Here is a 24,301-nt window from a genome sequence, read left to right as displayed (position 1 = left end):
GGGGACTGTTCGCCTCCTTGTCCGTGCACGGCGCGCCGGTCTCCCGCGACCCGGTGTCTCGGGGTGCCGGTCCTCTCAGCGAGTGAGGTCGAGGACCGGCACGCCTCTACCGTCGTACGCTTTGGAGGCCACCGTGGCGACCAGTGCGCCCGCGCCCCAGTCGGGCAGATGCCGTACGGCATGGATGGCGGCCCCGACGCCGGGAGGGACGCCGTCCCGGCGCAGCTGGGCGATGGCGAGAGCGGCGGGATAGTCCAGGTCGAGTGTGTGGATCACTTCGAGCTGGCCGATGTGCTCGGCGAGGCCCAGGTACTCGGCGTCGGCTTCCAGGACGGACAGCACGGGCGCCCACAGCCGGACCTCGGGTTCGTAGTGCGCCGCGTGGACGAGCGCGGACACTTGCCTGTTGCCCGATAGAGCGAGAAGCGTGGGAGTGTCCAGTACGAGATGCTGCTGGATCACGCGGCGGAATCCGGCCGATCCGCGAAGGCGCTACGCAGCTTGCGCCTCATGGCGGCACTCTCCTCGTCCGTCACGTCGACTCCGAAGTGCTCGGCGAGGTAGGCCCGGGTCCGCTCGGCACGCTCGTGACGCTCCTCGGCGGTGAGTGTCGTCTCCGCGAGTTCCTGAACGAGAGAGCGGATCGACGTGCCGCGCGACTCGGCGATGACCGCGAGGCGGTCGCGGACCTCTGTGGGGACTCGGATCATGGCGTCGGACATGGGAGGAGTATACGGTGGCGTATACGCACTCTGGGTCCGCAGCGCGGAATTCTCAAGAGCGCACCCGGGATCGAGGCGCGCCGTTACCGTCCTGCCATGGGGCGGGAATCGGAGCGGGTCGCGACGGATGGGGTGCGGGCGGTCGGGGCGGCGGGTGATGCCAGGGCCGTGGTGACCGGGGACGGCAGCAGTGCGACGTACATCGAGAACCAGTACGTGCAGCAGGCGCCGACCGAGCTGGCCGGGTCCTCGGACGAGGAGGACGGCGAGGCCTTACGGCGGTACGCGCGGCGCGTCCACGAGTGCTACGGGCGCCTCGACCTGGAGGTGCTGATCCCCATGGAGGAGGGGGAGCACCCGCCGGTCGAGCTGAACGAGGTGTTCGTGCCGCCGAAGGTCCGGGAGGACCCGCCACCCGTCGAACTGCCGCGGGACATCCTCAACCGGCTGGTGGACAGCGGGGACTGGCCCGGCGAGCTGCCGCTGGAGCCGGACACCCTGGAGCGGATCCGGCAGGCATACATGGAGCGGCCGCTGCGCGATGTTCTCCAGATGCTGGCGGCACCGGACGCGGATCGTGTCGTGCTGCTCGGCGACCCGGGCGCCGGGAAGTCGACGCTGGTACGACGTCTCGCGCTGGCCCTGGCCGGTGGCGGCCCCCTGGACGGGCTCGACCCGCTCGGGGGGCGGGTGCCCCTGGTGGTGGAACTGCGGGAGTACGCGGCGGGCCAGTGGCGGGAGCGCACCTTCGAGGACTTCCTGGACCATCTGCACACGGTGAAGGGCATGGCGCCGCCCCGCGCGCTCACCGAGGCGCTCCTGGCCGAGGGGCGCGCGATCGTTCTCTTCGACGGCCTCGACGAACTCTTCGACCCGGCCGCGCGCGAGCAGGTCGGCCATCGGATAGCGGACTTCGCGGGCCGATACCGGTCCACCGGATGCCGGGTCGTGGTCACCTCACGGGTGATCGGCTACCGGCGAGGCGTCCTGGAGAACGCCGGCTTCGGGCACTACATGATCCAGGACCTGAGCCGGCCGCAGATCCGCCAGTTCGCCACGCAGTGGTACGAGGTCGCCTGCCCGCACGACCCCGAGCGCGCCGACCGCCTCACCCGCCGCCTCACGGAGGCCGTCACTCACTCCCGCCCCGTCGGCGAACTCGCCGGCAACCCGCTGCTGTTGACGATCCTCGCCATCATCGGCCGCCGTCGGGAGCTCCCGCGTGACCGGCACGGGGTGTACCGGCACGCGGTCGCGGTCCTGGTCGCCCACTGGGACGAGCACGCCAAGCATCTGCGGGCTCCGGCTGACGCGGAGGCTCTCTCCTACCTCGGGGACGAGGACCGGCACGAACTGCTCAGACTGGTGGCCCGCCGCATGCAGGAAGGCCGGGGCGGCCTGGGCGGCAACCACATCCACAGCGACGAACTCCTGTCGACGTTCGCCGAGTCCCTGCGCGAACAGTACGAACTGCCCCTCGCCCAGGCCGTCTCGGCGGCCCGCACGATGGTCCGGCAGTTCCGGGAGCGGAACTTCATCCTGAGCCACTACGGCGGCGGCGTGTACGGATTCGTGCACCGGGCGTTCCTGGAGTATCTGGCGGCGGAGGACATCGAACGCCGCTACACCCGTGAACGCGAGTGGAACCAGGACGAGTTGGTCGACCAGATCTTCGTACGGAGGGCCGCCGAGCCCGCCTGGCGGGAGGTGCTGCTCCTCCTCGTCGGGCAGATCGGCGAACGCGAGGCCGGTGCCGCCATCGACCGCTTCCTCGCCCTGCACCGCCGCCGTGTCGATCCTGGCGACACCGGTCAGCTGGTCCTCGCGTTGCGTGCCCTGGGCGAGGTGCGCAAGATCGGAGTGCTGGCGCGGCAGAGCAGGGAGGTGGTGGGCGAGCTGATCGCCCTCTTCTCCGAGGGCGCTCCCAAAGGCCGCTTTCCCGTGGAACTCCGTACCGTGCACCCGGTCCTGGGCAGCTTCGGCGCCCACTGGAGCGGCCGGCGCCCGCTGCTGCGGTGGTTCCATCTGAGGGCCCAGTTCACCTGGAGCGTGGCAGCCTCCTCCGCGCTCGCCTACTCCCTGCACCAGACCCGGGAGCTGACCCGGGTCGTCGTCGTCCACTACCGCTCGGCGATCGCCCGTGCCGAGGCCATGGAACTGCTGGCCGCGCGCTGGGCCGGCGAGCCCGACACCTGGGAACTGCTGCGGGAACGGGTCACCGCCGACCGCAGCGCGGGCTGCCGCCGGGCCGCCTTGTACCTGCTCGGGCAGCACGGCGACCGCACCAAGGGCCTCTGGGAGCTGGTCGCCGACCGCCTGGTCAACGACAGCGCCGAGGAGGTACGGAGCCGGGCCCTGCAAGTGCTGTGCCGACTGTGGCCCGGCCGGGCCGGCACCCGGCGGCTGGCCTTCGAGCAGGCCGTGGCCGACCCCGCCCCGGAGTTCCGGGTGCTGGCGTTGCGCAGCGTGACGGGTCACTTCGCCGAGTCGACGGCCGTCGAACCCCTGCTCCGCGACCGCGCCGTGGGCGATCCCGACCCCCAGGTCCGTGACTTCGCCCTGCGCAGGCTGGTGAACCGCGGCAGTTCGGACAGCACATGGGAACTGGTTCGGGAACGTGCCGCCGACGACCCCAGCCGGGCCGTGCGCAGAACGGCGGCCCTGCTGCTCCGCCACCACGCGGGGGACAAGAGCGTGGCCATCGAGCCGAGCGAGCCGGACGAGTCGTTCACGGACGACCCGGACCGGGCCGAGGACGCCGATGTCCAGCTGCGCCGACAGGGTCTCCAGCAACTCGTACGCGACCGGGCCGACGACCCCGCCACCTGGACCCGGGTCATGGGCTTCCTCGATGACGACCCCGACGAATCGATCCGTGCCGTCGCCGTACGGCTGCTCGGCGGCCACCGCGGCGACCTTCCCGGAACTCGGGAGGCGGTGGTGGACCGCTGTCTGCACGACCCCAGCGCCCACGTACGCCACTCCGCGCTCCAGATCCTCGCCAGGCAGTGGGGCGAGTCCCCGGACACCAGGGACTTCATCCGGCAGCGCGCCGTGCTGGACGACGAGGTCCGGGTGCGCTGCGCGGCCCTGGACATGGTCGCCACGTACTGGATCGAGGAACCGGCTTCCCCCGCCCTGCTCCGGGACCGGGCGCTCACCGATCCGGAGGTCCGCGCCCGGGTCTCCGCGCTGCGGTGGTGCGCCCTGCACGAGCCGGAAGAGGCCGCGGCGGAGCTGGCTCGCGGCGTTGCGGTGACCGACCCGCACCACGACGGTCGTACCGCCGCGCTCTGGGTCCTCGCCTTCGGCTGGCCCGCGGACCCGGCGACGATGCCGTTGCTGCGGGCCCGCGCGGAGGAGGACGAGGACGAGAGCGTACGGGAGGAGGCCGCCCGCGCCTTGGCGGCGGCCGAGGCGCTGGCGCCCCTAGCCGAGTAACTCCCCTGAGAGGAAGGCGGACCAAGTGGTGGGGGAGAGGGTGAGGTGAGGTCCGGCGGGGTGCTTGGAGTCGCGGAGGTGGACCGTGGCGGGAGTGAGGGCGACCTCCAGGCAGTCGCCGCCCTCGCCGTCGCTGTAGCTGGACTTGAACCAGGTGAGCTGCTCGGTGTTCATAGCTCCTCCAGCTTGCTCTCGATCAACTTGCGGGACTCCGAGGGAGAGAGTGCCATCGCCCGCATGATCCCATAGCGGTCTGCGATCCTCCGGACCTCTTCCAGTTCGGTGATCAATCGGGGATACCCCTGGGCTTCCGTGTACGCCACCTGCCCGTGCCCCTTGGGCGCCAACAGGTTGAATGCGCTGCCCAGGCTGGGGTGTTCCTCCACCCTGGTGGGCATCACCTGGATCTCGACGTTCTGCATCTGTCCAACTTGCAGCATGCGCCGAAGCTGATCCGCGTGCACGCGCCGCCCGCCGATCGGCCGGTCCAGTACGACCTCTTCGAGGATGTAACTCACGACCGGCGCAGGCCAACGCTCGAAGACCTGCTGCCGGGAGAGTCGATCCGTGACCCGCCTCTCGATTGTCTCCTCGTCGAGGAACGGTCGCCGTCTGCTGAACACGGCTCGCGCGTGATCCTCGGTCTGAAGCAGCCCGTGCACCGCGTGGTTGGCATAGAAGTGCAGCTCGACCGCCTCCGCCTCCAACCCCGCATAACTCCGATACCACTCCGGATGTCGAGTCCGAGCCTTCGCCAACGCCTCCTCGACCTCCGGGATCACCTCCTTGAACAGACCCCCGGCGTCCAGCAGTTCCTCCGCCTTGATCAGGACCTCGGGTCGAAGCCTCCGTACGCCCCGTTCCATGGCGGAGATCGCGTCCGGGCCGTACCCCACCAGTTCCCCGAACTCCGTCTGGGTCAGCCCCTTCCCCTCGCGCAGGAACCGGAGCATCTTGCCCAGCGCGACGAACAACCCCGCCGTCCCCTCCGCCTCCGCAGGCGTCTCAGGCCTCCGCTCGCTCACATGCCTCACCCCTCCCACCCGACAACCCGTACACTCAACTCACCGCACCCGTACAGTTACCCAACGTCGCCGGGTCGTACCTGGTCAGCGTAGAGACAACCCACCACGCTCAGTCACGTGAACGCCGAAATCTCCACCCGCCTCAGCGCCACGCCCCGCGGCGCACGTCTCGCCCGCCGACTCACCGCGCAGCAACTCGACGCCTGGGGCCACCCCTACGACAGCGACGTGAACGTCACCGCCCAGCAGGTCGTCGCCGAACTCGCCGCCAACGCCGTCATCCACGCCAGACTCCCCGGCCGTGACTTCGAGCTCCGTCTCGGACTCCGCCACTCCGAGTCCGAGCCCACGCTCCGTATCGAAGTGAGCGACCCCAGAGCCGACCGCCAACTCCGCTACGTCACCGACCCGGACGCCGAGGGGGGCCGAGGCCTGCTTCTCGTGACGCTGCTCAGCCGGGCCTGGGGCGTCACGGAACGGGTCGTGGGCAAGACGGTCTGGGCGGAACTCCCCCTCAAGGAACCCGAGTCACACAAGGGCACCTCGGGCACAACCATCAGCGGCCACCGTGAGTCTCCTACCCACTGACTTAGATCACGCAGGAGACGCATGTTCACGCGCACCAACCTTCGGCTGGCGCTCGCCACGGCCACCGCCGTGTCCCTGACCGGCGGGCTGCTCACCCTCTCCGTGGGCGCCGCCACCGCCGCCACCCCGGCGAAGTACGCCGACGACTTCAACGGGGACGGCTACCGCGACTTCGCCGTCAGCGACTTCAGCGGCGGAGTCGCCGTGACGTACGGGACGGCGACCGGCCCCGGCACCACGACGAAGACCTTCACCCAGGCGAGCGCCGGGATCCCCGGCACGCCGGGTGACGCGGGCGGCTACGTCGACGGCTTCGGCGAGGACATGGCCACCGCCGACCTCAACCGTGACGGATACGCCGACCTCGCCGTCACCGACTTCACCGAGAAGATCGGTTCCAAGGTGGGCGCGGGCGCGGTCACCATCCTGTGGGGTGCCAAGACCGGTCTCTCCGGCACCGCCGCCATCCGCCTCAAGGTCACCGCCCACGCCCGCTACGGCTTCGGCAAGGAGATCGAGACCGGCGACTTCAACGGCGACGGCAAGGCCGACCTGGCGGTAGCCAACGGCATCGACACCGTCTACATCTACCGGGGAGGGTTCGCCAAGTCGGGCTCCACGGGCTCGGTCACCAAGCATGTCGCGGGCGACATCCTCGAACCCACCGGCATGGTCGCCGGCAAGGTCACCAAGGACAAGGCGACCGATCTGTACCTCCTCGGTCAGGGCTACCACGACGACAAGATGACCCAGGACGCCTGGTTCCTGCGCGGCGGCTCCACGGTCAAGCCGGGCAAGCGGACGGTCGTCAACAGCTCCAAGCCCGACTACAGCCCGACCGGCGTCATCGCCGACTTCAACAAGGACGGCTACGGGGACCTCGCGGTCAGCGACACCCGGTACAACAACTACGCCGGTTCGGTGGTCGTGTGGCGTGGTGGCAGCACCGGGCCGACGACCAAGTACCGGCTGACCCAGAGCACTTCGGGTGTCGCGACGGCCGCCACCAAGAACGACTACTTCGGCTCGGACCTCTCCGCCGCGGACACCGACGGCGACGGCTACGCGGACCTGGCGGTGGGCGTACGGGAGGAGCAGGTCGGCTCGGTGAAGTACGCGGGTGGCGTCCACATCCTGCGCGGCTCCAAGTCCGGCCTCACCGGCACGAACTCCCAGTGGTTCACCCGCGCTTCCGCCGGCGTCCCGGGTGCCCCCACCGAGTACGAGACCTTCGGCTCCCTCGTCCGCCTGCGCGACATCGACCGCGACGGCGACAAGGACCTGCTGGTGTCGAGCAACTACTACGACCCGAGCGTCCTGCTGCCCGGTACGGCCACCGGCATCACGGCCACCGGCGCCAAGGACCTGAACGTGGTGGCCGCGTTCCCGCAGTGACGAACGGAGCGGACGGCTGACGGCGGTGGTGTTCTCGCGGACGAGAGCACCACCGCCCGTACGGTCAGCTCAGGAACCCCCTCACGACCGGCTCAGGAACCCCCGCTCACCCGCCGCCCCCGCCACTCCACCACCGTGTCCGCGAACGCCCGCGCCGGCGGACTCAGCGCATCCCACCGCCGTACGGCCCACCCCACGGGCAGCGGAGGCAGATCCGGCAACGGGATCAGCCTCAGCTCACCCGAACCGGTCTCCGCCGGCCCCGGCAGCACCGGCACGACCGCCCGCCCCACCCCCAGCTCGGCCAGCAGCAAGGCCGTGTCCCAGTCGGCGACGCTCGTGTCGTAGGCGAACCGCACCCCCAACTCCGCGCAGGCCGCGTCCAGATGGGCGGCGGAGGCGGAGTTCGGCGGCAGCCCTGTCAGGCGTACGTCCGTGAGGTCGGCGGCCGCCTTCACCCGCCCGTGCTCCGCCAGCGGATCGTCGGAACGCACCGCCAGCACCCACGGCAGCTCCGCCACCATGCGCTGTTCGATGCCCCGCACCGGCGGTCCGAGCGTGATCCACGCCAGGTCCAGCGTGCCGTCCGCCAGCGCGTCGAAGCTGCCGCGCCCCGAACTCACCGTACGGAACTCCAGGTTCACGCGCGGATACCGGCGCCGGTACTCCACGACCGCGGCCCCCATGAAGTGCCGTACGGTCGTCGCACCCGTGGCCACCCGCACGAACCCGCTCTGTCCGTCGGCCAGGTCGCGCAACTGCCGTACGGCGAGATCCAGTCCGGAGATGCCCTCCGCGGCCGCCGCCTCCAGCAGACGGCCCGCCGGTGTCGGCGAGACGCCCCGCGGTTGCCGCTCCAGCAGCGCGACCCCCGTCTCCCGCTCGAGCCGCTTCACATGCTGACTCACCGCGGACTGCGTACACCCGAGCTCCCGGGCGACCGCGCTCAGGCTCCCGGCCCGGCACACCGCCACGAACACCCGCAGGTCGTCGAGGGTCATGAGACCCAAGCTAACACTGGGGTCCAGCGACAAATCCCAAGGATTGACTGGACTCAGCAGGTGTACCACGATCAACCCAGGGCCCCACGGGCGGCAACCCGCTCCACCCCGGGACGGAGCGGGTGCCGACCCACCCGGCTGAAGGGACGCCCCCATGGCCTACGACCCGATGGCTGAAGCCGACGCACTTCTCCGGCAGTTGGGCGCCGAGAGCATCCCCCACCCCGGCGGTACGCTCCTCGCCCACCTCCATCGCGTCCGCACCCGCCTCGCCACCTGGAACGCCCGCCCCGCCCTCCAACTCGCGGGCCTGTGCCATGCCTTCTACGGCACCGACGGCTTCCCGCGGGTACTGCTCCCGCTCGACCGGCGTTCCGATCTCGTGGCGGCGATCGGGGAGGAGGCGGAGGCGATCGTGTACTTCTACGCGAGCTGCGACCGCGAGGCCACGTATCCGACGCTCGCGGTTCCCGGCTCGCCGTTCCACGACCGTTTCACCGGGCGCGCATACGCCCCCGGCCCCGCCCTGCGCCAGGACTTCGCCGAACTCACCGCCGCCAACGAAATCGACCTCGCCGCCGAGGACCCGGCCTTCCGAAACCGCCACGGCCCCGGCCTGCTCGCCCTCTTCACCCGCTTCCGCGCACTCCTGAGCCGACCCGCACACGAGGACTGTCTCTCCGTACTGCTCGGCCCAACCGCCTTGCACGGCCCTTGACTTCACATGGTCCCCGCGTCACATTCTCCTTTCTGACACAGCCTCAGAAAACCCGATATCGGGCGGGAGCGACCATGACGACCACGAGCGCGGACCCCGCAGGACCGAGACCCACCCGCAGGCAGCTCCTCGGTACCACCGCGGCCGCCGGACTGGCCGTCGCGGCCGGAGTGCAGCAGAGCGCCCGCGCCGCCGACCTGCCCCTGCTCGGGACGTACGACGTCGTCGTCATCGGCTCCGGCGCCGCCGGCATGACCGCCGCCCTCACCGCCGCCAAGCGGGGTCTGAGCTGTGTCGTCCTGGAGAAGGCGGCCACCTTCGGCGGGTCCGCGGCCCGTTCCGGTGCCGGGATCTGGATCCCCAACAACTCCGTGATCCTCGCCGCCGGTGTACCGGACACCCCCGCGAAGGCCGCCGCCTACCTCGCCACGGTCGTCGGACCCGAGATCCCCGCGGACCGGCAGCGGGCCTTCCTCGCCAACGGCCCCGCCATGATCTCCTTCGTCATGGCCAACAGCCCGCTGCGGTTCCGCTGGATGGAGGGGTACAGCGACTACTACCCGGAACTGCCGGGCGGTCTGCCCAACGGGCGTTCCATCGAGCCCGACTACCTCGACGGCAACATCCTGGGCGCCGAACTCGTCCGTCTGAACCCGCCGTACATGGCCGTCCCGGACGGCATGGTGGTCTTCAGCGCCGACTACAAGTGGCTCGCCCTCTCCGCGGTGAGCGCCAAGGGCCTCGCCGTCGCCACGGAGTGTCTGGCCCGCGGCACCAAGGCGCTCACGCTCGGGCAGACGCCCCTCACCATGGGGCAGTCGCTCGCCGCCGGACTGCGCAAGGGGCTGCTGGACGCGGGCGTGCCGGTCAGGCTGAACACCCCGCTCACCGACCTCCTCGTCGAGAACGGCACCGTGGCCGGGGCGGTGGTCCCCGGCGGTCTCTACCGGGCGCGCCGAGGCGTCATCGTCGGTTCCGGCGGGTTCGAGCACAACCTCGCCATGCGCACCCAGTACCAGCAGCAGCCCATCGGCGTCGACTGGACCGTCGGCGCCAAGGAGAACACGGGGGACGGGATACGGGCGGGGCAGCGCGTCGGCGCGGGTGTCGCGCTCATGGACGACGCCTGGTGGGGGCCCGCCATCCGGCTCCCGGGCCGGCCGTACTTCTGTCTCGCCGAACGCACCCTCCCGGGCACCCTCCTCGTCAACGCCGCCGGCCGTCGCTTCGTCAACGAGGCCGGTCCCTACAGCGACGTCGTCCACACGATGTACGAGCGCAACCCCACCGACCCGGACATCCCGGCCTGGCTGATCACCGACCAGAACTACCGCAACCGGTACCTCTTCAAGGACGTCGCGCCGACCTTCGTCCTCCCCGACGACTGGTACAGCTCGGGCGCCGCCAAGAAGGCCTGGAGTCTCGATGCCCTCGCCACCGCCATCGGCGTCCCGCCGACGGCGCTGCGCACGACCGTCGACCGCTTCAACTCCCTTGCCCGGCAAGGCACGGACACCGACTTCCACCGCGGCGACAGCGCCTACGACCACTACTACGCCGACCCCTCCGTCCTCCCCAACTCCTGCCTCGCCCCCCTCTGGCTGCCTCCCTACTACGCCTTCCGTATCGTCCCCGGCGACCTCGGCACGAAGGGCGGCCTGCGCACGGACGCCCGGGCGCGGGTGCTGAGGGAGGACGGCTCGGTCATCCCCGGCCTGTACGCCGCCGGGAACGCCAGCGCGGCGGTCATGGGCCGCAGTTACGCCGGCGCCGGCTCGACGATCGGCCCGGCGATGACCTTCGGCTACATCGCGGCCAGGGATCTCTAAGCGGGCCGGGTGGAGTCGACTGCGGTTCGGCAGCGCCCTGAAGGGGCGCGGGGCTGTATCGATATGCGGCTACCGCCGCGTGGGCGCGACCAGCCACGACGGACCCGCAGACGGCCGACGGCATTCGTGGCACCTCCAGCGGAGCGCTCAGGCAGGTCTGCGGGCGATCAGGAATGCCTGCTGCGTGGACTCCCACTCGTGGCCGGGTTCGCGCACCGTCCTCGAGACCATCGCGAGCCCGGCCGCCTCCAGCAGTTCCACGATCGCCTCCGGCCGCCGCCGTTGGAAGTCGAGGATCACGTCATGGCCGAAGGGCCGGTCGTGCCGCTTCGGTTCGTCGCCGACCTGGAAGGCGAGGAGCAGATGGCCGCCGGGGGCCAGGACCCGCCAGAACTCGGCGAAGAGGGCGGGGAGTCTGTCCACAGGGGTGTGGATGGACGAGTACCAGGACACGACCCCCGCGAGCGACCCGTCGGCCGCGTCCAGCTCCAGCACCGACCCCTGCTCGAACCGCAGCCCCGGGTTCTCCCGCCGGGCGATCGCCACCATCGACGCCGACAGGTCGAGCCCGTGGACCGACAGCCCGAGGGAGTCCAGATACGCGGTCACCCGCCCCGGCCCGCACCCGAGGTCGGCCACCTCGGCGCCCTTCCCCACGAGTTCGGCGAAGGCGTCGATCAGCCCCCGCTCGATCGGTGTCACCGTCAACTCGTCACGGAACCGCTCGGCGTAGTCCTCGGCGATGGTGTCGTAGAACGCCCGGGTACTGGTCAGGAAATCGGAGTCGGTCATGCTCCGGGACCCTAACCATCCCCACTGACAACGGCGTCCCGGCAGAGGCCTGTTGCCCGGCGGACGCCTACTCGCCCTGCCGTCGCGTCAGCCCCACACCGACACCCGTACCCACGGCCGTACCCAGCCCGATCCCCAGGGCCAGCCCGAGCCCGAGGTCGTCGAAGACATCCATCCCCAGCAGCAGGCCGAGAGCCGTGCCGAGCGACAGCCCGACGGATATACAGAGCGCCCAGCGGCTGTCGGCCGTGGATCCGCCGCCCTCTTCGTGTTCATGCTTCCGCACTGATCGTCCCCCTGAAGATCCGTTACGCCATTCCGAACGCCCGCAACACCGCCGCGGTTCCCGCCGCCCCCAGCACCACCACCACGAACGTCGCCCGCCGCCAAGCCAGCACACCCCCGACCAGCACGCCGATCGGCCGCGCCCACCCGGCGAAGCCGCCGCCCTCGGTCAGCGCCCCCGTCGCGAGCAGGGCGGTCAGCAGCACGATGGCACCGGCGGAGAGCAGCTCCTGCACGCGTGCGGGCAGCTCGACGCGTCCGTGCAGGGCGGGGCCGACCAGCCGGAAGGCGTACGTCCCGACCGCCAGCGCCAGGATCATCGCGACCGTCGCGCTCATGTCGACCGCCTCCGGCCGAAGGCCAGGAGCCCCGCCAGGGCCAGCAGCACGGGGACGCCCGCCGGGGCGACGGGAGCCAGGGCCAGCGCCACGCAGGCACCGAGCACCGCGGATCGTCGTACGGCCGCGTCCCCCCGCAGCGCGGGCAGCACCAGGGCGACGAGGACGGCGGGGAAGGCCGCGTCCAGGCCGTAGCGGGCCGTGTCGCCGAGGGCGTCGCCGGCGAGGGCTCCGGCCAGGACACCGATGTTCCACACGGCGAACAGGCCGAGCCCCGAGACCCAGAACGCCGTACGGCGTCGTACCGGATCGCTCTGGGCGAGGGCGAAGGCGACCGTCTCGTCGGTGACGAGGTGCGCCCCGACGAGCCGTGCCAGCCGGCCCTTGCCGAGGGTGTCGGCCACGGCGAGGCTGAAGGCCGCCGTGCGGGTGTTCAGGAGCAGGCCGGTGGCCGCCGCGGCGAGCGGACCGCCACCGGCGAGCAGCACGCCGACCGCGCTGAACTGGGCGGAGCCCGCGTAGACGACGAGGGACATCACCACCGGCACCCACACCGGCAGCCCGCCGGCGACGGCGATCGCGCCGAAGGAGACGCCGACGACACCGCTGGCGAGCCAGACGAGGGAGGCGTCCCGGATCAGATCCGGGGCGAAGGGGAAGCGTGGTGTTCGCTCTGCCGTACGCATGTTCTCTACAGTGGACAGAAGAGGCCGCGTTCGTCAAGGCGAACGTTCGTACCGATGGAGCGAACAGCATGTCCGACAGCCAGCCGCCCGCCCGACTGCCCCTGGAGTGGATCGCCGCCTCGCTGCGGCGGGAACGCGCCCGCGTCGGGCTCTCGCTCTCCGAGCTCGCCAAGCGGGCCGGGATCGCGAAGTCGACCTTGTCGCAGCTGGAGGGGGGCGGCGGGAACCCGAGCGTGGAGACGCTGTGGGCGCTGGCGGTGGCGCTGGGGGTCCCGTTCAGCGCCCTGGTGGAGCCACCGGCGCCGTCGGTGCAGGTCATCCGGGCGGGTCAGGGACCGTCGGTGGCGTCCGAGCAGGCGAACTACGTCGGCGCGCTGCTGTCCTCCAGTCCGCCCGGGGCGCGGCGGGACATCTACCGGATCACCGCGGAGCCCGGCGCGGCCCGTGACTCGGAGCCGCACATCCCCGGCTCGGTCGAACACCTGATCGTGAGCACCGGGCGGGTCAAGGCGGGGCCGAAGGGCGAGGAGGTCGAGCTGGAGCCCGGGGACTACATGGCGTACCGCGGGGATGTGGCGCACTCCTACGAGGCGCTGCTGCCCGGGACGACGTTCGTGCTGGTCATGCAGCACATGTAGGGCCACCACGGGTGCCGCACAGGCGCTGTACGGGAAAAGGCAGGAGCCCCGCTGCCTTGCGGCACGGGGCTCCTTGGGTACTGCACTCAGGTCCGGATCAGAGACTCAGGAGTCTCAGACGGGGGAGACGTTCTCCGCCTGCGGGCCCTTCGGGCCCTGGGTCACGTCGAAGGAGACCTGCTGGTTCTCCTCCAGCGAACGGAAACCGCTCGCGTTGATGGCGGAGTAGTGGACGAAGACGTCCGGGCCGCCGCCCTCCTGGGCGATAAAGCCAAAGCCCTTTTCGGCGTTGAACCACTTCACGGTTCCGGTAGCCATAAGCCCTCCTTGGGCCCAAAGGGTTGCCCTGCTCCAGAACCTGCAAGTGTGAAACAGTGCCGCACAACTGCATACTTCTGAATACGACTAGAGCCCGCGGTCACATGCTCCGCAGGCTCTGTACTGCAAGGGAAACCAAACTGCAACTTGCGGCGAGCCTAGCATGTGGGCAGCCGAAAGCAACAGAGGCCAAGATCACGTCACCCGGACGTTTGATCTCGCTCGTGTCGGGTTGACGGTGGGGGTGCCCATCGTACGGCAGCCAACAGGGTCTAGCCTCACGATGTGGACAATTCACGCACCCGGCCGCGCGTCGGCCACATCCAGTTCCTGAACTGCCTGCCCCTGTACTGGGGGCTCGCGAGAACGGGCACACTCCTCGATTTCGAGCTGACGAAGGACACCCCGGAGAAGCTCAGCGAGAAGCTGGTGCGGGGAGATCTCGACATCGGTCCCATCACCCTGGTCGAGTTCCTGCGCAACGCCGACGACCTGGTCGCGTTCCCCGACATCGCCGTCGGCTGCGACGGCCCGGTGATGTCCTGTGTGATCGTCTCGAAGGTCCCGCTGGACGAGCTGGACGGCGCGAGGGTGGCCCTCGGGTCGACCTCCCGTACGTCGGTCCGCCTCGCCCAGCTCCTCCTGGCCGACCGCTACGGCGTACGCCCCGACTACTACACCTGCCCGCCCGACCTCAGCCTGATGATGCAGGAGGCCGAGGCTGCGGTCCTGATCGGCGACGCGGCACTGCGGGCGAACCTGCTCGACGGCCCGAAGTACGGCCTCGAGGTGCATGACCTCGGCGCGCTCTGGAAGGAGTGGACCGGCCTGCCGTTCGTCTTCGCGGTCTGGGCGGCCCGCAAGGACTACCTGGAACGCGAACCGGTGATCACCCGCAAGGTCCACGAGGCCTTCCTCGCCTCCCGGAACCTGTCGCTCGACGAGGTCGGCAAGGTCGCCGAACAGGCGGCACGCTGGGAGGAGTTCGACGAGCAGGTCCTGGAGCGGTACTTCACCACCCTCGACTTCCGCTTCGGGGGACCGCAGCTGGAGGCGGTCGCGGAGTTCGCGCGGCGGGTGGGGCCGACGACGGGTTTCGCCGGGGACGTGAAGGTGGAACTGCTTCAGCCGTAGATCGCCGATGGTGGCCAAAAACCGTATGTCGAACGTCAGTTGGGATACAGTCCCCGCTGACCGATCTACCACGGGGAGGAACACGTGCGCCGTCACATCGTCGCGCTCCTGGCCGCCACAGCCACCGCCGCCGCACTCGGCGTCGCGGGGGCGCCCTCGGCTTCGGCCGCCGCACTGGTGAAGAGCTGCTCCACATCGGACGGCGGAGCCAGCGGTGGCATGCAGTGGGACTGGAACAGCAAGAAGAGCATGGATGTCGCGCTGATCCTGGCCGACACCGAGGCGGACAGCAACTGGGTCCGCATCCGGCTCGACATCACCACCGGCGAGGGCAACCGCTACACCTACAAGTGGCGCGAACTACACGACGGCAACGGCTCCAACAAGACCTGGACGACCACCGCCACGCACGACGACGGCATCGTCAGTGCGCGTGTCCAGGTGGAGGACGTGCATGGGACGAGCCCGCAGTCGACGTGTTACAGCGGTAAGGCGTACAACTCGTACTACTAGGGCGCGGGTTGCGTGAGGACGGGCCCCGGCGTGATGCCGGGGCCCGTCCGTTTTCCACTGCCCTCGGGCGTTCCCCACCCCCGCCCCGTCACCCTCACCCGTACCGGCCATTACTACTGTGTCTGCGATAGCGAACACCATCGCCCACTCGCACGCGGTACGACGGGGAAGGCCCACCATGGAGACACTGCAGCCGGACGACCCGCGGGAGCTGGGGAGTTACCGCATGCTGCGGCGGCTCGGGGCCGGTGGCATGGGGCGGGTCTACCTCGCCCGTTCGCCCGGTGGCCGTACCGTCGCCGTGAAGGTCGTCCGCCCGGATCTGGCGGCGGACGCCGACTTCCGGAGCCGGTTCCGCCATGAGGTCGAGATAGCGAAGGCCGTCTCCGGCCGCTACACCGCTCCCGTCGTGGACGCCGACCCCGAGGCGCCACTGCCGTGGCTGGCGACGTCGTACGTGCTCGGCCCGGACCTCACGGACGTGGTCGCCGCGCACGGAGCGCTGCCCGCGCGGACCGTGCGCGCGCTGGCCGCGGGGCTCGCCGCGGCCCTTCAGGAGATCCACGCGGCGGGTCTGATCCACCGCGACCTCAAGCCCTCGAACGTCCTGCTCGCGGCCGACGGCCCGCGCGTCATCGACTTCGGCATCGCGCGTGCGGTGGACGGAAGCCGTATGACGCAGACGGGAGTCGTGGTCGGCTCTCCCGGATACATGCCGCCGGAGCAGGCGCTCGGCAAGGACGTGGGGCCCGCGGGCGACATCTTCTCGCTGGGCGCGGTACTGGCCTTCGCGGCGACCGGCCGCGGGGCTTTCGGCGACGGTGCCGTCTCGCACGCGGCACTGCTCTACCAGGTCGTCCATGGCGAGCCGGACCTCAGGGACGTACCGCCGTCCCTGCTCGGCCTGATCCGCGCCTGTCTGCAGAAGGATCCGGCGCAGCGGCCGGCCCCCGCCGAGATCGTGGCGGCGCTCGCTCCGCAGGGCGTCGAGGGCGTACTCAGCGACTGGCTCCCGTCCTCGGTGGCCTCGACGATCGCCACGCACGCGGCGGGGATCCTGGACCTCGAGGCGCCGGCCGCGGCCGGGTTCGGCCCGGCGCCGGCGACGGCGGGTTCGCCCACGCCGGGCTACGGATACCCGGCCGCGCCCGGCTACGGCACTCCTGCCGGCGGCACACCCGCGCCCGGCTACGGGACTCCTCCCGGCGGCACACCCGCGCCGGGCTACGGATATCCGCCCGGCCCGCAGCCGGGCACGGTACCGCTGGGCGCCGCCCCGGCCGCCCCCTCCGCCTCCTCTTCTCCGTCCCGCCGCCGCGCCCTCACCCTCGCGCTCGGCGGGGCGGCAGCCGTCGTCGCGGTCGGTGGCGGTGCCGCGTGGTGGCTGGGCTCGGCCGGGGAGACCTCCGGCACCGGGACGGACGCGGCGGGCGGGGGCGGGTCCGCGCAGCCCGTCGAGGAGAGCTTCACGACTCCGCCGGCCGGAGTGGCACCGCAGCCGCTGTGGCGCAAGAAGGTCGCCGAGGACAGCACGTCCTCGGCCGTACCGCTGCTCACCCATGACGGGCTGCTGCTGGTCAGCGGTGATCCGCTCGTGGCGTACGACGTGAAGACCGGCAAGGCCCGTTGGACCAAGCCCGGCATCTGCCGCCCGGGCGCCCCGCTCCTCTTCCACGGCGGCAAGGTGTTCCTGGCCGACGGCGACTACGACGGCGTACTCGTCGCCTACGACGTGAAGACCGGCGACGAGGCCTGGCGCAGCCGGCTCGGCAAGAAGATCACCGTCGAGGACACCATCGCCATCGACGACAAGAACGTCTACGTCACGGCCACCGACTACAGCGACTCCCGGAGCGCCACCAAGTACCGCACCGCCATCGCAGCCATCAACCACACCACCGGTACGAAGGTGTGGCTGCAGAAACGGGACTGGGGCACCAAGGACTACGACGTCCAGGGCTCCGTCCTGGGCAAGTACCTGGTCTACGCCGACTCCAACCACAACCTCACCGTGCGGTCCACCGCCACGGGAGCTCAGCTGTGGACCAAGAAGATCGGCGACGACTGGAGCCGGCGGCCCACCATCGCGAACGGTCTGGTCTTCCTGCCGGGCGCGACGCTGAGGGCCGTCGACGCGGACACCGGCGAGGTGAGCTGGACGCTGTCGCCCAACGGCCGCCGCGGTTTCAAGAACCCGACCGTCATCGACGGGGTGCTCTACGTCAGCGACTACGACGGTGGCGTCTGGGCGGTCGACGTCAGGACGCGCAAGCGGATCTGGCTCTGCGACGAACTGGAGATCTCGGGCCCGGAGATGTTCGCGAAGACCGGCAACTCCCTGTACGGGGCCGCCGGTTCCCTGGACGGCGGGCTCGTCGCCCTCCAGGCCAGGACCGGCAAGCTCCGCTGGACCTACACCGACAGCGACAACTGGGGCGAGCCGTGGCAGGTCGCCCTCGCCGGCAACCGGCTGCTGGTGTCGAACGGGCCGGAGTTCTACGCGCTGGCGGCAGTCTGAGAAACCGAAAGGGCCGCGGGATGGGAATGCATTCCGCGGCCCTGTTCGCGTTCCGATTTCCGGTCCGCTACCTCTACATCGGCGTCGTGACGGTCATGTGCTCCCCGGTGCCCAGGTGCAGCATGCCCTTGCCCGGGGTGATCTGGCCGCCGACCATGCTGCGGTTCGTGCGGATGCCGATCAGCTCGCCCGCCGAACTGTCCTGCGGGGACAGCAGGATGCCGCGGCGGGCCTTCTTCATGTCGACCTGCCAGCCGGAGAAGCCGTCACAGATCTCCTCCTCGTCACCGGCGATGACGACGGCGAGGCCCTCCTCGACGCCGCGCTCCACGATGCGCTTGAAGATGTCCTCGGCGTCGCAGTCGTCGTGCACCTCCGCGTCGTCGACGAGGGTGACGATCGGCTGCCCGGGGCTGGCCGAGCCGATGAGTTCCTCCATCTCGTCCTCGTCGATGTCCCGGCCCGTGAAGACCTTCAGGACACCTTCCTGCCCCTCCAGTTCACGCAGCGGGGACGGACGCGGGGCGGCGAGGATCAGCCGTACACCCTGGGCGAGATAGGACCGCGCGATGTTCAACAGCACCGTGCTGCGTCCGGACTTCGCGGGGCCGCCGATCACGAACGCCGGGACGCCCTGGGAGAGATCGGGGCCGAAGGCCGTCAGCTCGTCGCCGCCGACACCCACCAGGGACCAGAGCGGCGAGGCGCTCGTCGCCTGGTCGCGCATCGCCCAGGCGTCGGCGAAGGAGATCCGGCTGGGCAGCACGTCCACCCGGAACGGGCGGCGCGAGCGCGGCAGTTCGGCGTCCCGCGCGGCCGCGGCCTCGCCGATCGCGACGAGCGCCGCGGCCTGGCCCTGACCGGTGGTGTCCTCGGCCAGCAGCGCGAACTGGGTCTCCGTGGCCGTCTCGCTGGCGTACCCGCGGCCGGGCGGGATCTCCTCGGGGATCTTGCGGGCGTTGATGTCCAGCATCGAGAAGTCACCGCGGTCCGCCAGACGCAGACCGTACTTGTCCTCGGTCAGCGAGGAGATCCGCCCCGTCAGCAGCTGGCGGTCGCCGGTGATCACCAGATGCAGGCCGACGCTCGCGCCCTCCCGCATCAGCGCCATCACCTGGTCGGTGAGGTCACCGTGGTTGTACTCGCCGAGGGTGGGCAGCCAGCCCTCCCAGCGGTCGAGCAGCACCACGATGTGCGGCAGCCGCTCGTCCTCGGCGGCGAAGGAACGCTGCTCGCCGATGTCGGCGTAACCCTTCTCCGCCAACAGCTCCTGGCGTCGGTTGAGTTCACCGGTCAGCCGGCTGAAGAGCCGGATGACGCGCTCCTGCTGGTTACGGCTGACCACCGCACCGCAGTGCGGCAGGCTGGTCAGCGCGTTCAGGGCGCCGTTGCCGCAGTCGATGCCGTACAGATGGACATCGGCGCTGGACAGCGTACGGGCCAGGGAACCGGCGATCGTCCGCAGCACCTGCGAGCGGCCGCTGCGCGGGGCGCCGGCGACGAGCAGGTGCCCGAAGGTGGAGAAGTCGACGACGACCGGGCGGCGGGCCTGGTCGGACGGCAGGTCCTCGATGCCGTACGGCGCCGCCGGCAGCGACCCCCGGCCCTGCACCGCGGGAATCTCGTCCAGCAGCAGCGTCTCGTCCAGGGCGGGCAGCCACGGGGAGTGCTGGGCCGGAATGCCCAGCGCCTGATTGGCCTCCCGTACAGCGTCCACCAGCACCTTGAGGTCGGTGATCTCGTCGTCCTCGCGGGCCTCGGACTTGGGCTTGCTGAGCCCGGCCCGGCCCAGATCCTGCCAGGCCAGCTGACCGGCCCACGGCGCGAGCGCGGCGGGATCGGCGGCACCCGGTCGGCGGCCACCGACACGGCCCGACTGGAAGGGGACGAGGGAGGCGTGACCGAGCCGGACGTACGCGCGACCGGGGGTGCTCTTGGCGATGTGACCGGCGTCGGGCGCGTCGATGACGTCGGTCGACTCACCGGCGTCGGTCACGCGCAGCGCGATCCGCAGGTTGGTGTTGGCGCGGATCTCGGGCGACACGACACCGCTGGGCCGCTGGGTGGCCAGCAGGAGGTGGATGCCGAGGGAACGGCCTCGCTGGGCGATGTTGACCAGGCCGGTGACGAAGTCGGGCAGGTCACGGACCATGGACGCGAACTCGTCGATGACGATGAGCAGGCGGGGCACATGCGCGTGGGACGGGTCCCGGCGCACCAGGTCCTGGTAGTCCTCGATGTCCTTGGCGTCGGCGGCGGCGAGGATGTGCTCGCGTCGCTTCAGCTCCGCGCCCAGCGACTCCAGGGCGCGCTCGACGAGGTGGGCGTCGAGGTCGGTGACCATGCCGACGGTGTGCGGGAGCTTGACGCAGTCCTTGAACGCGGATCCGCCCTTGTAGTCGACGAGGACGAACGTCATGTTCTCGGGGGTGTTGGCGACGGCGAGCGCGGCCACGATGGTCTGCAACAGCTCCGACTTACCCGAACCGGTCGTACCGGCGATGAGTCCATGCGGGCCGTCGCGCCGCAGGTCGATGCCGAAGGGACCGTCGTAGGACTCGCCGATGACCGCCATGGTGGACTGCCCGCCCATGCGCCAGCGCGCGGCGATGTCGTCGCGCGTCGGCGGTTCCAGCTGGAGCACGTCGAGGAGCCGGCTGGAGGACGGGAGCGCGGAGTCCTCGGTCTCGCCGCTGATGTCCCGCAGCGGCGACAGCGACCGGGACAGCCGTGCGCACCAGGCGGCGGAGACGAAGTCGGGCCGGACGTCGGTCCTGCGGCGGGAGCCGGTCTGCTCGACCCGCAGCCGCAGTTCGAGGGCCTGCTCGGTGTCCTGCCGGTCCTGCCGGGCGCCCTGGTGCCAGGCCTGGAAGGAGGGGAAGCCGCCGGCCGCGGTCTGCGGCACGCCCATCGCCGACGCGGCGGCGGTCTCCTCGAGGCGCCGCGGTTCGGCGACGACGTACGCCTGGCACTCGCCGGGCAGGAACCGCTCCTCCTCGTCCAGACAGATCGCGTAGATGGCCACGGCCGGGCCCTCCCGCAGCAGCCGTACGACACCCGGCATCGACCGCAGCCGCCGCGACCCGTCCCATACGACGACGATGTCGGGGTCGGAGAACGCGGGACCGCCGCCGCTGTTGTTGTTCTCCTTGAGGGCCTTCTGCCGGGCGTCGAGCAGCTGGGTCAGCTCGCCGACGCGCGCGCCGACGGTCTCGGCGTCCGTCCCGATCAGGACGTTGACGTCCTGGCCGCTCGCCGGGCGGGCGTGCGGCAGCCAGCGCACCCAGTCCCAGCGCGGGTGCGCCTCGTTCTCGGTGAGCACATAGAACTGCACGTCCATCGGGCTGTGCAGCACGGCGGTCTGGGCGACGGCCCACCGCCCGAGCGCCTGGGCGGAGTCACCGGGACCGGCGATACCGACGACCCCGAGGTCCCGCAGCGGAAGGGCGACGGGAGAGTCCTGGATCTTCCAGGTGACCTGACGCTTGTGCTCGTCCTGCTCGGGGTCGTCGAGGACGACCTCGGAGCGGACCCGGCCGGTGCCCACGCGCAGGAGCAGGTGGTCGGCGTCGGTACGCCGCCGCTCCCACAGCCGGGTACGGGGCCCGGTGCCGAAGGCGAGGACGGCGGCCGGGTCGGGGATGGCCCTGCGCCGGTCGAGCCGCTCCAGACGCAGCGCGTCCTCGGCGTCCTTCTCGATCCGCTCCTTGGTCTCCTTGTACTCCTTGACCTGCTTCGCATGGGACTTGCGCCCGTGCTTCTTGTCCATGAAGTAGTTGCCGAAGAGCATCAGGGGGCTCATCAGCGCCATGATCATGTAGTACCAGCGGCCGAAGATCATGACCGAGACCACGGCACCGACCAGCGGGAACAGCGCCATCAGCCAGGGCAGCGGCCGTGCCTCGTACTCCCTGGGGGGAGAGGGCAGCCGGAACTGTGTCTTGCGCTCCGCCGGGCGCAGCCGCGGAGGCCGGTTGTAGTCGAGCCCGGCGCCGTCCTCCGACCACTTCAGGGCCGCGTTCGGCGGGCTGTAGCCGTCGATCTCCAACAGGGTGTTGCCGAGGGCGAGTTGGGACCCCAGCGGCCAGGAGCCGCCGTCGAAGTCCTCACCGTCCAGACGGGGACGGTCGCCGTCGTCTTCGTCCTTCTTCTTGGACGTGTCCTTCTTGTCGACGCCGTGCAGGGTGACATCGCACGTGCCGTCGATGGCGATGGACAAGGTGGCCGCGCGCGCGGCGAGTTCGGGATCCTCGATCCGCAGGGGCGCGGCCGGACCGCTGCCGATGTCGTACCGCCCCACGCCGAGCCGGTGCACGGCGCCCGCGGCGGGGCCGCCGGCCACCCGGAACTCGACGATCCCCGTCGGCTCACCGAGCAGACAGCCGGCCGGGTCGTGCAGGCTGACGACGGCACCCTCGCGCAGCGCCGAACCGACGATGTTCGCGGCGGGGTCGAGGGGGTAGCCGTCGACGTAGGCCTGCGGTGCGCCCCCGGGGTTCGCCTGCCCGCCGACGTGTCCTCCGATGGGGATGATCTGCGCGCCGCCGTCGAGACCGACGTGCCGCGCCAGCTCCCGGGTGATGTCGCCGACCGACGACTCCGGATCGGCGTCGAGCACCACGTCGGCGCTGGCCCCGCCGATCGGGTCGACGACGGTCAGACTCAGGCGCACGTTCGTCCTCCTCGCTGGGCTGAGGCCGCCCCCGCAACGCTGAACACAAGGTGAGTGAACACAGTGGGAGTGACCTTAACCGGCGCTCCTTTCCCCTGCGCAACGGGCTGCACACGGGCTTCACCTCATTCTTGCGAGGATGCCCCGCGTTCACGTCGGGGCGGAATCGCATCCGGTGACAGGCGACGCGGAGCGTCGCCGTGTCCGGTCTCGTGGGGCGCGGAGCGCCCGCAAAGCCGCTGACGGAGACGGAAAGCGAACGGGTGTACCCGTGTTCGCTGGTGGGGGTGGCTTCGCCGTAGTGGGGGGTACGGGTGTGCGCATGTCGCACGTACGGTCTCTTCGTGGAAGCTGGGGCGATCGGGCGGGGCGTGGGAGGGGGATGTCGTGTTGGTGGTGAAGGAGGGCGGGGACGCCGGGTATGCCCGGTGGACGTTCCGGCTACGCGTGTCGTCGACCGCCGAGCGTGCGCTGCTGGCGGAGTGGGACCGGTGCCGGTGGATCTGGAACGAGTCCGTCGCCAAGTCCAAGCAGACCCACCTGTGGAACAAGAACCGCCCCGAAGACACGGACAAGGCGACGTGCGGTCCGGCCCGGCTCGACACGATGCTGACCGAAGCCCGCGCGAAGACGCTGTGGCTGCGTGAGGGCTCATCGGTTCCCCAGCAGCAGATCATCCGCGACTTCGGCACGTCCCGCGCGAAGGCGCAGAAGGACATCCGCGAACGTCTGCCGCAGCAGCGCCGGGCCGGGATGCCGAAGTACAAGAAGAAGCGTGAGGCCGAACCGAGCCTGAACTACACCAAGCGCGGCTTCCGGCTGAAGGACGGCCGTCTGCACCTTGCCGGGAACATCGCCCTGACGGTCGTGTGGTCGCGGGGTCTTCCCGTCGAACCGTCCTCGGTGCGCGTGTACCGCGACAGCCTCGGGCACTGGTACGCCTCGTTCGTCGTGCCCGCCGAAGTCCAGCCGCTGCCCGCAACCGGCCGTGCGCTCGGCGTGGACTGGGGCGTCAGGGAGACCGCGACCACGACATCCGACGCCCACGACCTCCCGCATGCCCGGCACGGGACGAAGGCCCAGGCGAAGCTGTCGCGGTACGACCGCATGATGGCCCGCCGTAAACCCGCCAAGGGACAGGCGGCCTCCGAGGGCTACCGCGAGGCGAAGAACCTGCGGGCGAAGACGTACCAGAAGATCGCCCGGCAGCGGCAGGACACCGGCCGCAAGTGGGCCAAGAAGGTCGTACGCGACCATGACGCCATCGCCGTGGAGGACTTCCGCCCGAAGTTCCTCGCGAAGTCGACCATGGCGAGGAAGGCCGCCGATGCCGCCATCGGGGCCACCAAGAAGGCCCTGTTGGAGATGGCCCGCAAGCACGGCAGGATCGTGCACCTGGTCCATCCCGCGCACACCACGATGGACTGCGCGCAGTGCGGAGCGAGAACCAAGCACGCACTACCGCTGTCCGAACGAACCTACGCCTGCGCCGCGTGCGGAACCGTCTCGCCCAGAGACAAGAACTCCGCCCGCGTGATGCTGGCCCGGGCTGGTCTCAACCCGGCTGGTGCTGAGGGCGCAAGACCTGACGGGACGCTGTCCCGCCAGGCAGCCTGAGCCAGGAATCCCCCTCGTTCACCGAGGGGGAGGACTCAAAGGACTGGGACGCTCCCGGGATGTGCAGTGGT

At 70.7% G+C, this 24,301-nt stretch carries 21 protein-coding genes; 10 read left to right on the top strand and 11 right to left on the bottom strand.

The features are described 5' to 3' along the window. Positions 1–75: 75 nt before the first annotated feature. Positions 76–462: a hypothetical protein gene (locus tag QF037_RS20780; protein WP_171141181.1), complete on the bottom strand. Its 387-nt coding sequence runs from the start codon at positions 460–462 to the stop codon at positions 76–78. Further along, positions 459–722: a hypothetical protein gene (locus QF037_RS20775; protein WP_307027397.1), complete on the bottom strand. Its 264-nt coding sequence runs from the start codon at positions 720–722 to the stop codon at positions 459–461. Before QF037_RS20775 ends, QF037_RS20780 begins: the two co-directional genes overlap by 4 nt. 96 nt (positions 723–818) lie before the next feature. On the opposite strand from QF037_RS20775, the gene QF037_RS20770 reads away from it, so the two are divergent. Beyond that, positions 819–4,163 (top strand): NACHT domain-containing protein, encoded by a 3,345-nt coding sequence (locus tag QF037_RS20770; RefSeq protein ID WP_307027393.1) that lies wholly within the window; start codon positions 819–821, stop codon positions 4,161–4,163. Here QF037_RS20770 and QF037_RS20765 read toward each other — a convergent pair. Both QF037_RS20765 and QF037_RS20760 read right to left on the bottom strand, forming a co-directional pair. After that, the gene (locus QF037_RS20765) at positions 4,152–4,337 is read right to left on the bottom strand and encodes a DUF397 domain-containing protein (RefSeq protein WP_307027390.1); all 186 of its coding nucleotides are present in this window, start codon (positions 4,335–4,337) and stop codon (positions 4,152–4,154) included. The genes QF037_RS20770 and QF037_RS20765 overlap by 12 nt on opposite strands. Next, positions 4,334–5,188: a helix-turn-helix domain-containing protein gene (locus tag QF037_RS20760; protein WP_307027388.1), complete on the bottom strand. Its 855-nt coding sequence runs from the start codon at positions 5,186–5,188 to the stop codon at positions 4,334–4,336. Before QF037_RS20760 ends, QF037_RS20765 begins: the two co-directional genes overlap by 4 nt. A gap of 117 nt (positions 5,189–5,305) precedes the next feature. Between QF037_RS20760 and QF037_RS20755 the strand changes: the two genes are divergently transcribed. Then, on the top strand, positions 5,306–5,776 hold the full coding sequence (locus tag QF037_RS20755; protein WP_307027386.1) for an ATP-binding protein: 471 nt from the start codon (positions 5,306–5,308) through the stop codon (positions 5,774–5,776). Positions 5,777–5,797: 21 nt separating this feature from the next. Continuing rightward, positions 5,798–7,171, top strand: coding sequence for an FG-GAP and VCBS repeat-containing protein (locus QF037_RS20750; protein WP_307027384.1), 1,374 nt, complete (start codon positions 5,798–5,800; stop codon positions 7,169–7,171). Positions 7,172–7,263: 92 nt separating this feature from the next. Here QF037_RS20750 and QF037_RS20745 read toward each other — a convergent pair whose 3' ends face one another. Continuing rightward, positions 7,264–8,172, bottom strand: coding sequence for a LysR family transcriptional regulator (locus QF037_RS20745; RefSeq protein ID WP_307027383.1), 909 nt, complete (start codon positions 8,170–8,172; stop codon positions 7,264–7,266). Positions 8,173–8,326: 154 nt separating this feature from the next. On the opposite strand from QF037_RS20745, the gene QF037_RS20740 reads away from it, so the two are divergent. Continuing rightward, positions 8,327–8,890, top strand: a complete 564-nt coding sequence (locus QF037_RS20740) for a DUF6817 domain-containing protein (RefSeq protein WP_307027381.1) — start codon at positions 8,327–8,329, stop codon at positions 8,888–8,890. A 74-nt stretch (positions 8,891–8,964) separates the two neighbouring features. Beyond that, positions 8,965–10,719, top strand: a complete 1,755-nt coding sequence (gene kstD, locus QF037_RS20735) for a 3-oxosteroid 1-dehydrogenase (protein WP_307027379.1) — start codon at positions 8,965–8,967, stop codon at positions 10,717–10,719. A gap of 147 nt (positions 10,720–10,866) precedes the next feature. On the opposite strand, the gene QF037_RS20730 is transcribed toward kstD, so the two are convergent. The 4 genes from QF037_RS20730 to QF037_RS20715 all read right to left on the bottom strand — a co-directional run bounded on the left by QF037_RS20730 (position 10,867) and on the right by QF037_RS20715 (position 12,820). Then, entirely contained in the window at positions 10,867–11,511 is a 645-nt protein-coding gene (locus QF037_RS20730; RefSeq protein ID WP_307027377.1) for a class I SAM-dependent methyltransferase, read from the bottom strand. A gap of 67 nt (positions 11,512–11,578) precedes the next feature. After that, positions 11,579–11,797: a hypothetical protein gene (locus QF037_RS20725; protein ID WP_307027375.1), complete on the bottom strand. Its 219-nt coding sequence runs from the start codon at positions 11,795–11,797 to the stop codon at positions 11,579–11,581. Between the two features lie 22 nt (positions 11,798–11,819). Beyond that, the gene (locus tag QF037_RS20720; RefSeq protein WP_307027373.1) at positions 11,820–12,134 is read right to left on the bottom strand and encodes an AzlD domain-containing protein; all 315 of its coding nucleotides are present in this window, start codon (positions 12,132–12,134) and stop codon (positions 11,820–11,822) included. Next, entirely contained in the window at positions 12,131–12,820 is a 690-nt protein-coding gene (locus tag QF037_RS20715; protein ID WP_307027371.1) for an AzlC family ABC transporter permease, read from the bottom strand. The genes QF037_RS20720 and QF037_RS20715 overlap by 4 nt, the downstream gene beginning before the upstream one ends. Before the next feature lie 68 nt (positions 12,821–12,888). Here QF037_RS20715 and QF037_RS20710 point away from each other — a divergent pair, with 68 nt between their 5' ends. Beyond that, positions 12,889–13,458 carry a helix-turn-helix domain-containing protein gene (locus QF037_RS20710; RefSeq protein ID WP_307027369.1) on the top strand — a complete coding sequence of 190 codons (570 nt, stop codon included), beginning with the start codon at positions 12,889–12,891 and terminating at the stop codon, positions 13,456–13,458. Positions 13,459–13,572: 114 nt separating this feature from the next. Here QF037_RS20710 and QF037_RS20705 read toward each other — a convergent pair whose 3' ends face one another. After that, complete coding sequence (locus QF037_RS20705) at positions 13,573–13,776, bottom strand: cold-shock protein (protein WP_307027367.1); 204 nt, start codon at positions 13,774–13,776, stop codon at positions 13,573–13,575. A gap of 285 nt (positions 13,777–14,061) precedes the next feature. Here QF037_RS20705 and QF037_RS20700 point away from each other — a divergent pair, with 285 nt between their 5' ends. The 3 genes from QF037_RS20700 to QF037_RS20690 all read left to right on the top strand — a co-directional run bounded on the left by QF037_RS20700 (position 14,062) and on the right by QF037_RS20690 (position 17,941). After that, complete coding sequence (locus QF037_RS20700; RefSeq protein ID WP_307027365.1) at positions 14,062–14,910, top strand: menaquinone biosynthetic enzyme MqnA/MqnD family protein; 849 nt, start codon at positions 14,062–14,064, stop codon at positions 14,908–14,910. 84 nt (positions 14,911–14,994) lie between these two features. After that, a complete protein-coding gene (locus QF037_RS20695; RefSeq protein ID WP_307027363.1) occupies positions 14,995–15,423 on the top strand; it encodes a hypothetical protein in 429 nt (142 codons plus the stop codon). A 178-nt stretch (positions 15,424–15,601) separates the two neighbouring features. Beyond that, positions 15,602–17,941: a serine/threonine-protein kinase gene (locus tag QF037_RS20690; protein ID WP_307027361.1), complete on the top strand. Its 2,340-nt coding sequence runs from the start codon at positions 15,602–15,604 to the stop codon at positions 17,939–17,941. Between the two features lie 73 nt (positions 17,942–18,014). Here QF037_RS20690 and QF037_RS20685 read toward each other — a convergent pair whose 3' ends face one another. Beyond that, on the bottom strand, positions 18,015–22,613 hold the full coding sequence (locus tag QF037_RS20685) for an FtsK/SpoIIIE domain-containing protein (protein WP_307027358.1): 4,599 nt from the start codon (positions 22,611–22,613) through the stop codon (positions 18,015–18,017). A 387-nt stretch (positions 22,614–23,000) separates the two neighbouring features. Here QF037_RS20685 and QF037_RS20680 point away from each other — a divergent pair, with 387 nt between their 5' ends. Continuing rightward, the gene (locus tag QF037_RS20680) at positions 23,001–24,230 is read left to right on the top strand and encodes an RNA-guided endonuclease InsQ/TnpB family protein (protein ID WP_307027356.1); all 1,230 of its coding nucleotides are present in this window, start codon (positions 23,001–23,003) and stop codon (positions 24,228–24,230) included. Positions 24,231–24,301: the final 71 nt, after the last annotated feature.

It is taken from the genome of Streptomyces canus (genome assembly GCF_030815415.1).
In the GTDB taxonomy this organism is placed as follows: Bacteria; Actinomycetota; Actinomycetes; order Streptomycetales; family Streptomycetaceae; genus Streptomyces; species Streptomyces canus_F.
This window is presented reverse-complemented; position numbering and strand designations above follow the sequence as displayed.

Excerpts from the sequence above, each read along its gene's own strand:
- QF037_RS20775 (WP_307027397.1), bottom strand. The coding sequence starts at position 722 with ATGTCCGACGCCATGATCCGAGTCCCCACAGAGGTCCGCGACCGCCTC.
- QF037_RS20740 (WP_307027381.1), top strand. The coding sequence starts at position 8,327 with ATGGCCTACGACCCGATGGCTGAAGCCGACGCACTTCTCCGGCAGTTG.
- QF037_RS20765 (WP_307027390.1), bottom strand. The coding sequence starts at position 4,337 with ATGAACACCGAGCAGCTCACCTGGTTCAAGTCCAGCTACAGCGACGGC.
- QF037_RS20730 (WP_307027377.1), bottom strand. The coding sequence starts at position 11,511 with ATGACCGACTCCGATTTCCTGACCAGTACCCGGGCGTTCTACGACACC.
- QF037_RS20750 (WP_307027384.1), top strand. The coding sequence starts at position 5,798 with ATGTTCACGCGCACCAACCTTCGGCTGGCGCTCGCCACGGCCACCGCC.
- QF037_RS20720 (WP_307027373.1), bottom strand. The coding sequence starts at position 12,134 with ATGAGCGCGACGGTCGCGATGATCCTGGCGCTGGCGGTCGGGACGTAC.
- QF037_RS20745 (WP_307027383.1), bottom strand. The coding sequence starts at position 8,172 with ATGACCCTCGACGACCTGCGGGTGTTCGTGGCGGTGTGCCGGGCCGGG.
- QF037_RS20770 (WP_307027393.1), top strand. The coding sequence starts at position 819 with ATGGGGCGGGAATCGGAGCGGGTCGCGACGGATGGGGTGCGGGCGGTC.
- kstD (WP_307027379.1), top strand. The coding sequence starts at position 8,965 with ATGACGACCACGAGCGCGGACCCCGCAGGACCGAGACCCACCCGCAGG.
- QF037_RS20715 (WP_307027371.1), bottom strand. The coding sequence starts at position 12,820 with ATGCGTACGGCAGAGCGAACACCACGCTTCCCCTTCGCCCCGGATCTG.
- QF037_RS20710 (WP_307027369.1), top strand. The coding sequence starts at position 12,889 with ATGTCCGACAGCCAGCCGCCCGCCCGACTGCCCCTGGAGTGGATCGCC.
- QF037_RS20690 (WP_307027361.1), top strand. The coding sequence starts at position 15,602 with ATGGAGACACTGCAGCCGGACGACCCGCGGGAGCTGGGGAGTTACCGC.
- QF037_RS20705 (WP_307027367.1), bottom strand. The coding sequence starts at position 13,776 with ATGGCTACCGGAACCGTGAAGTGGTTCAACGCCGAAAAGGGCTTTGGC.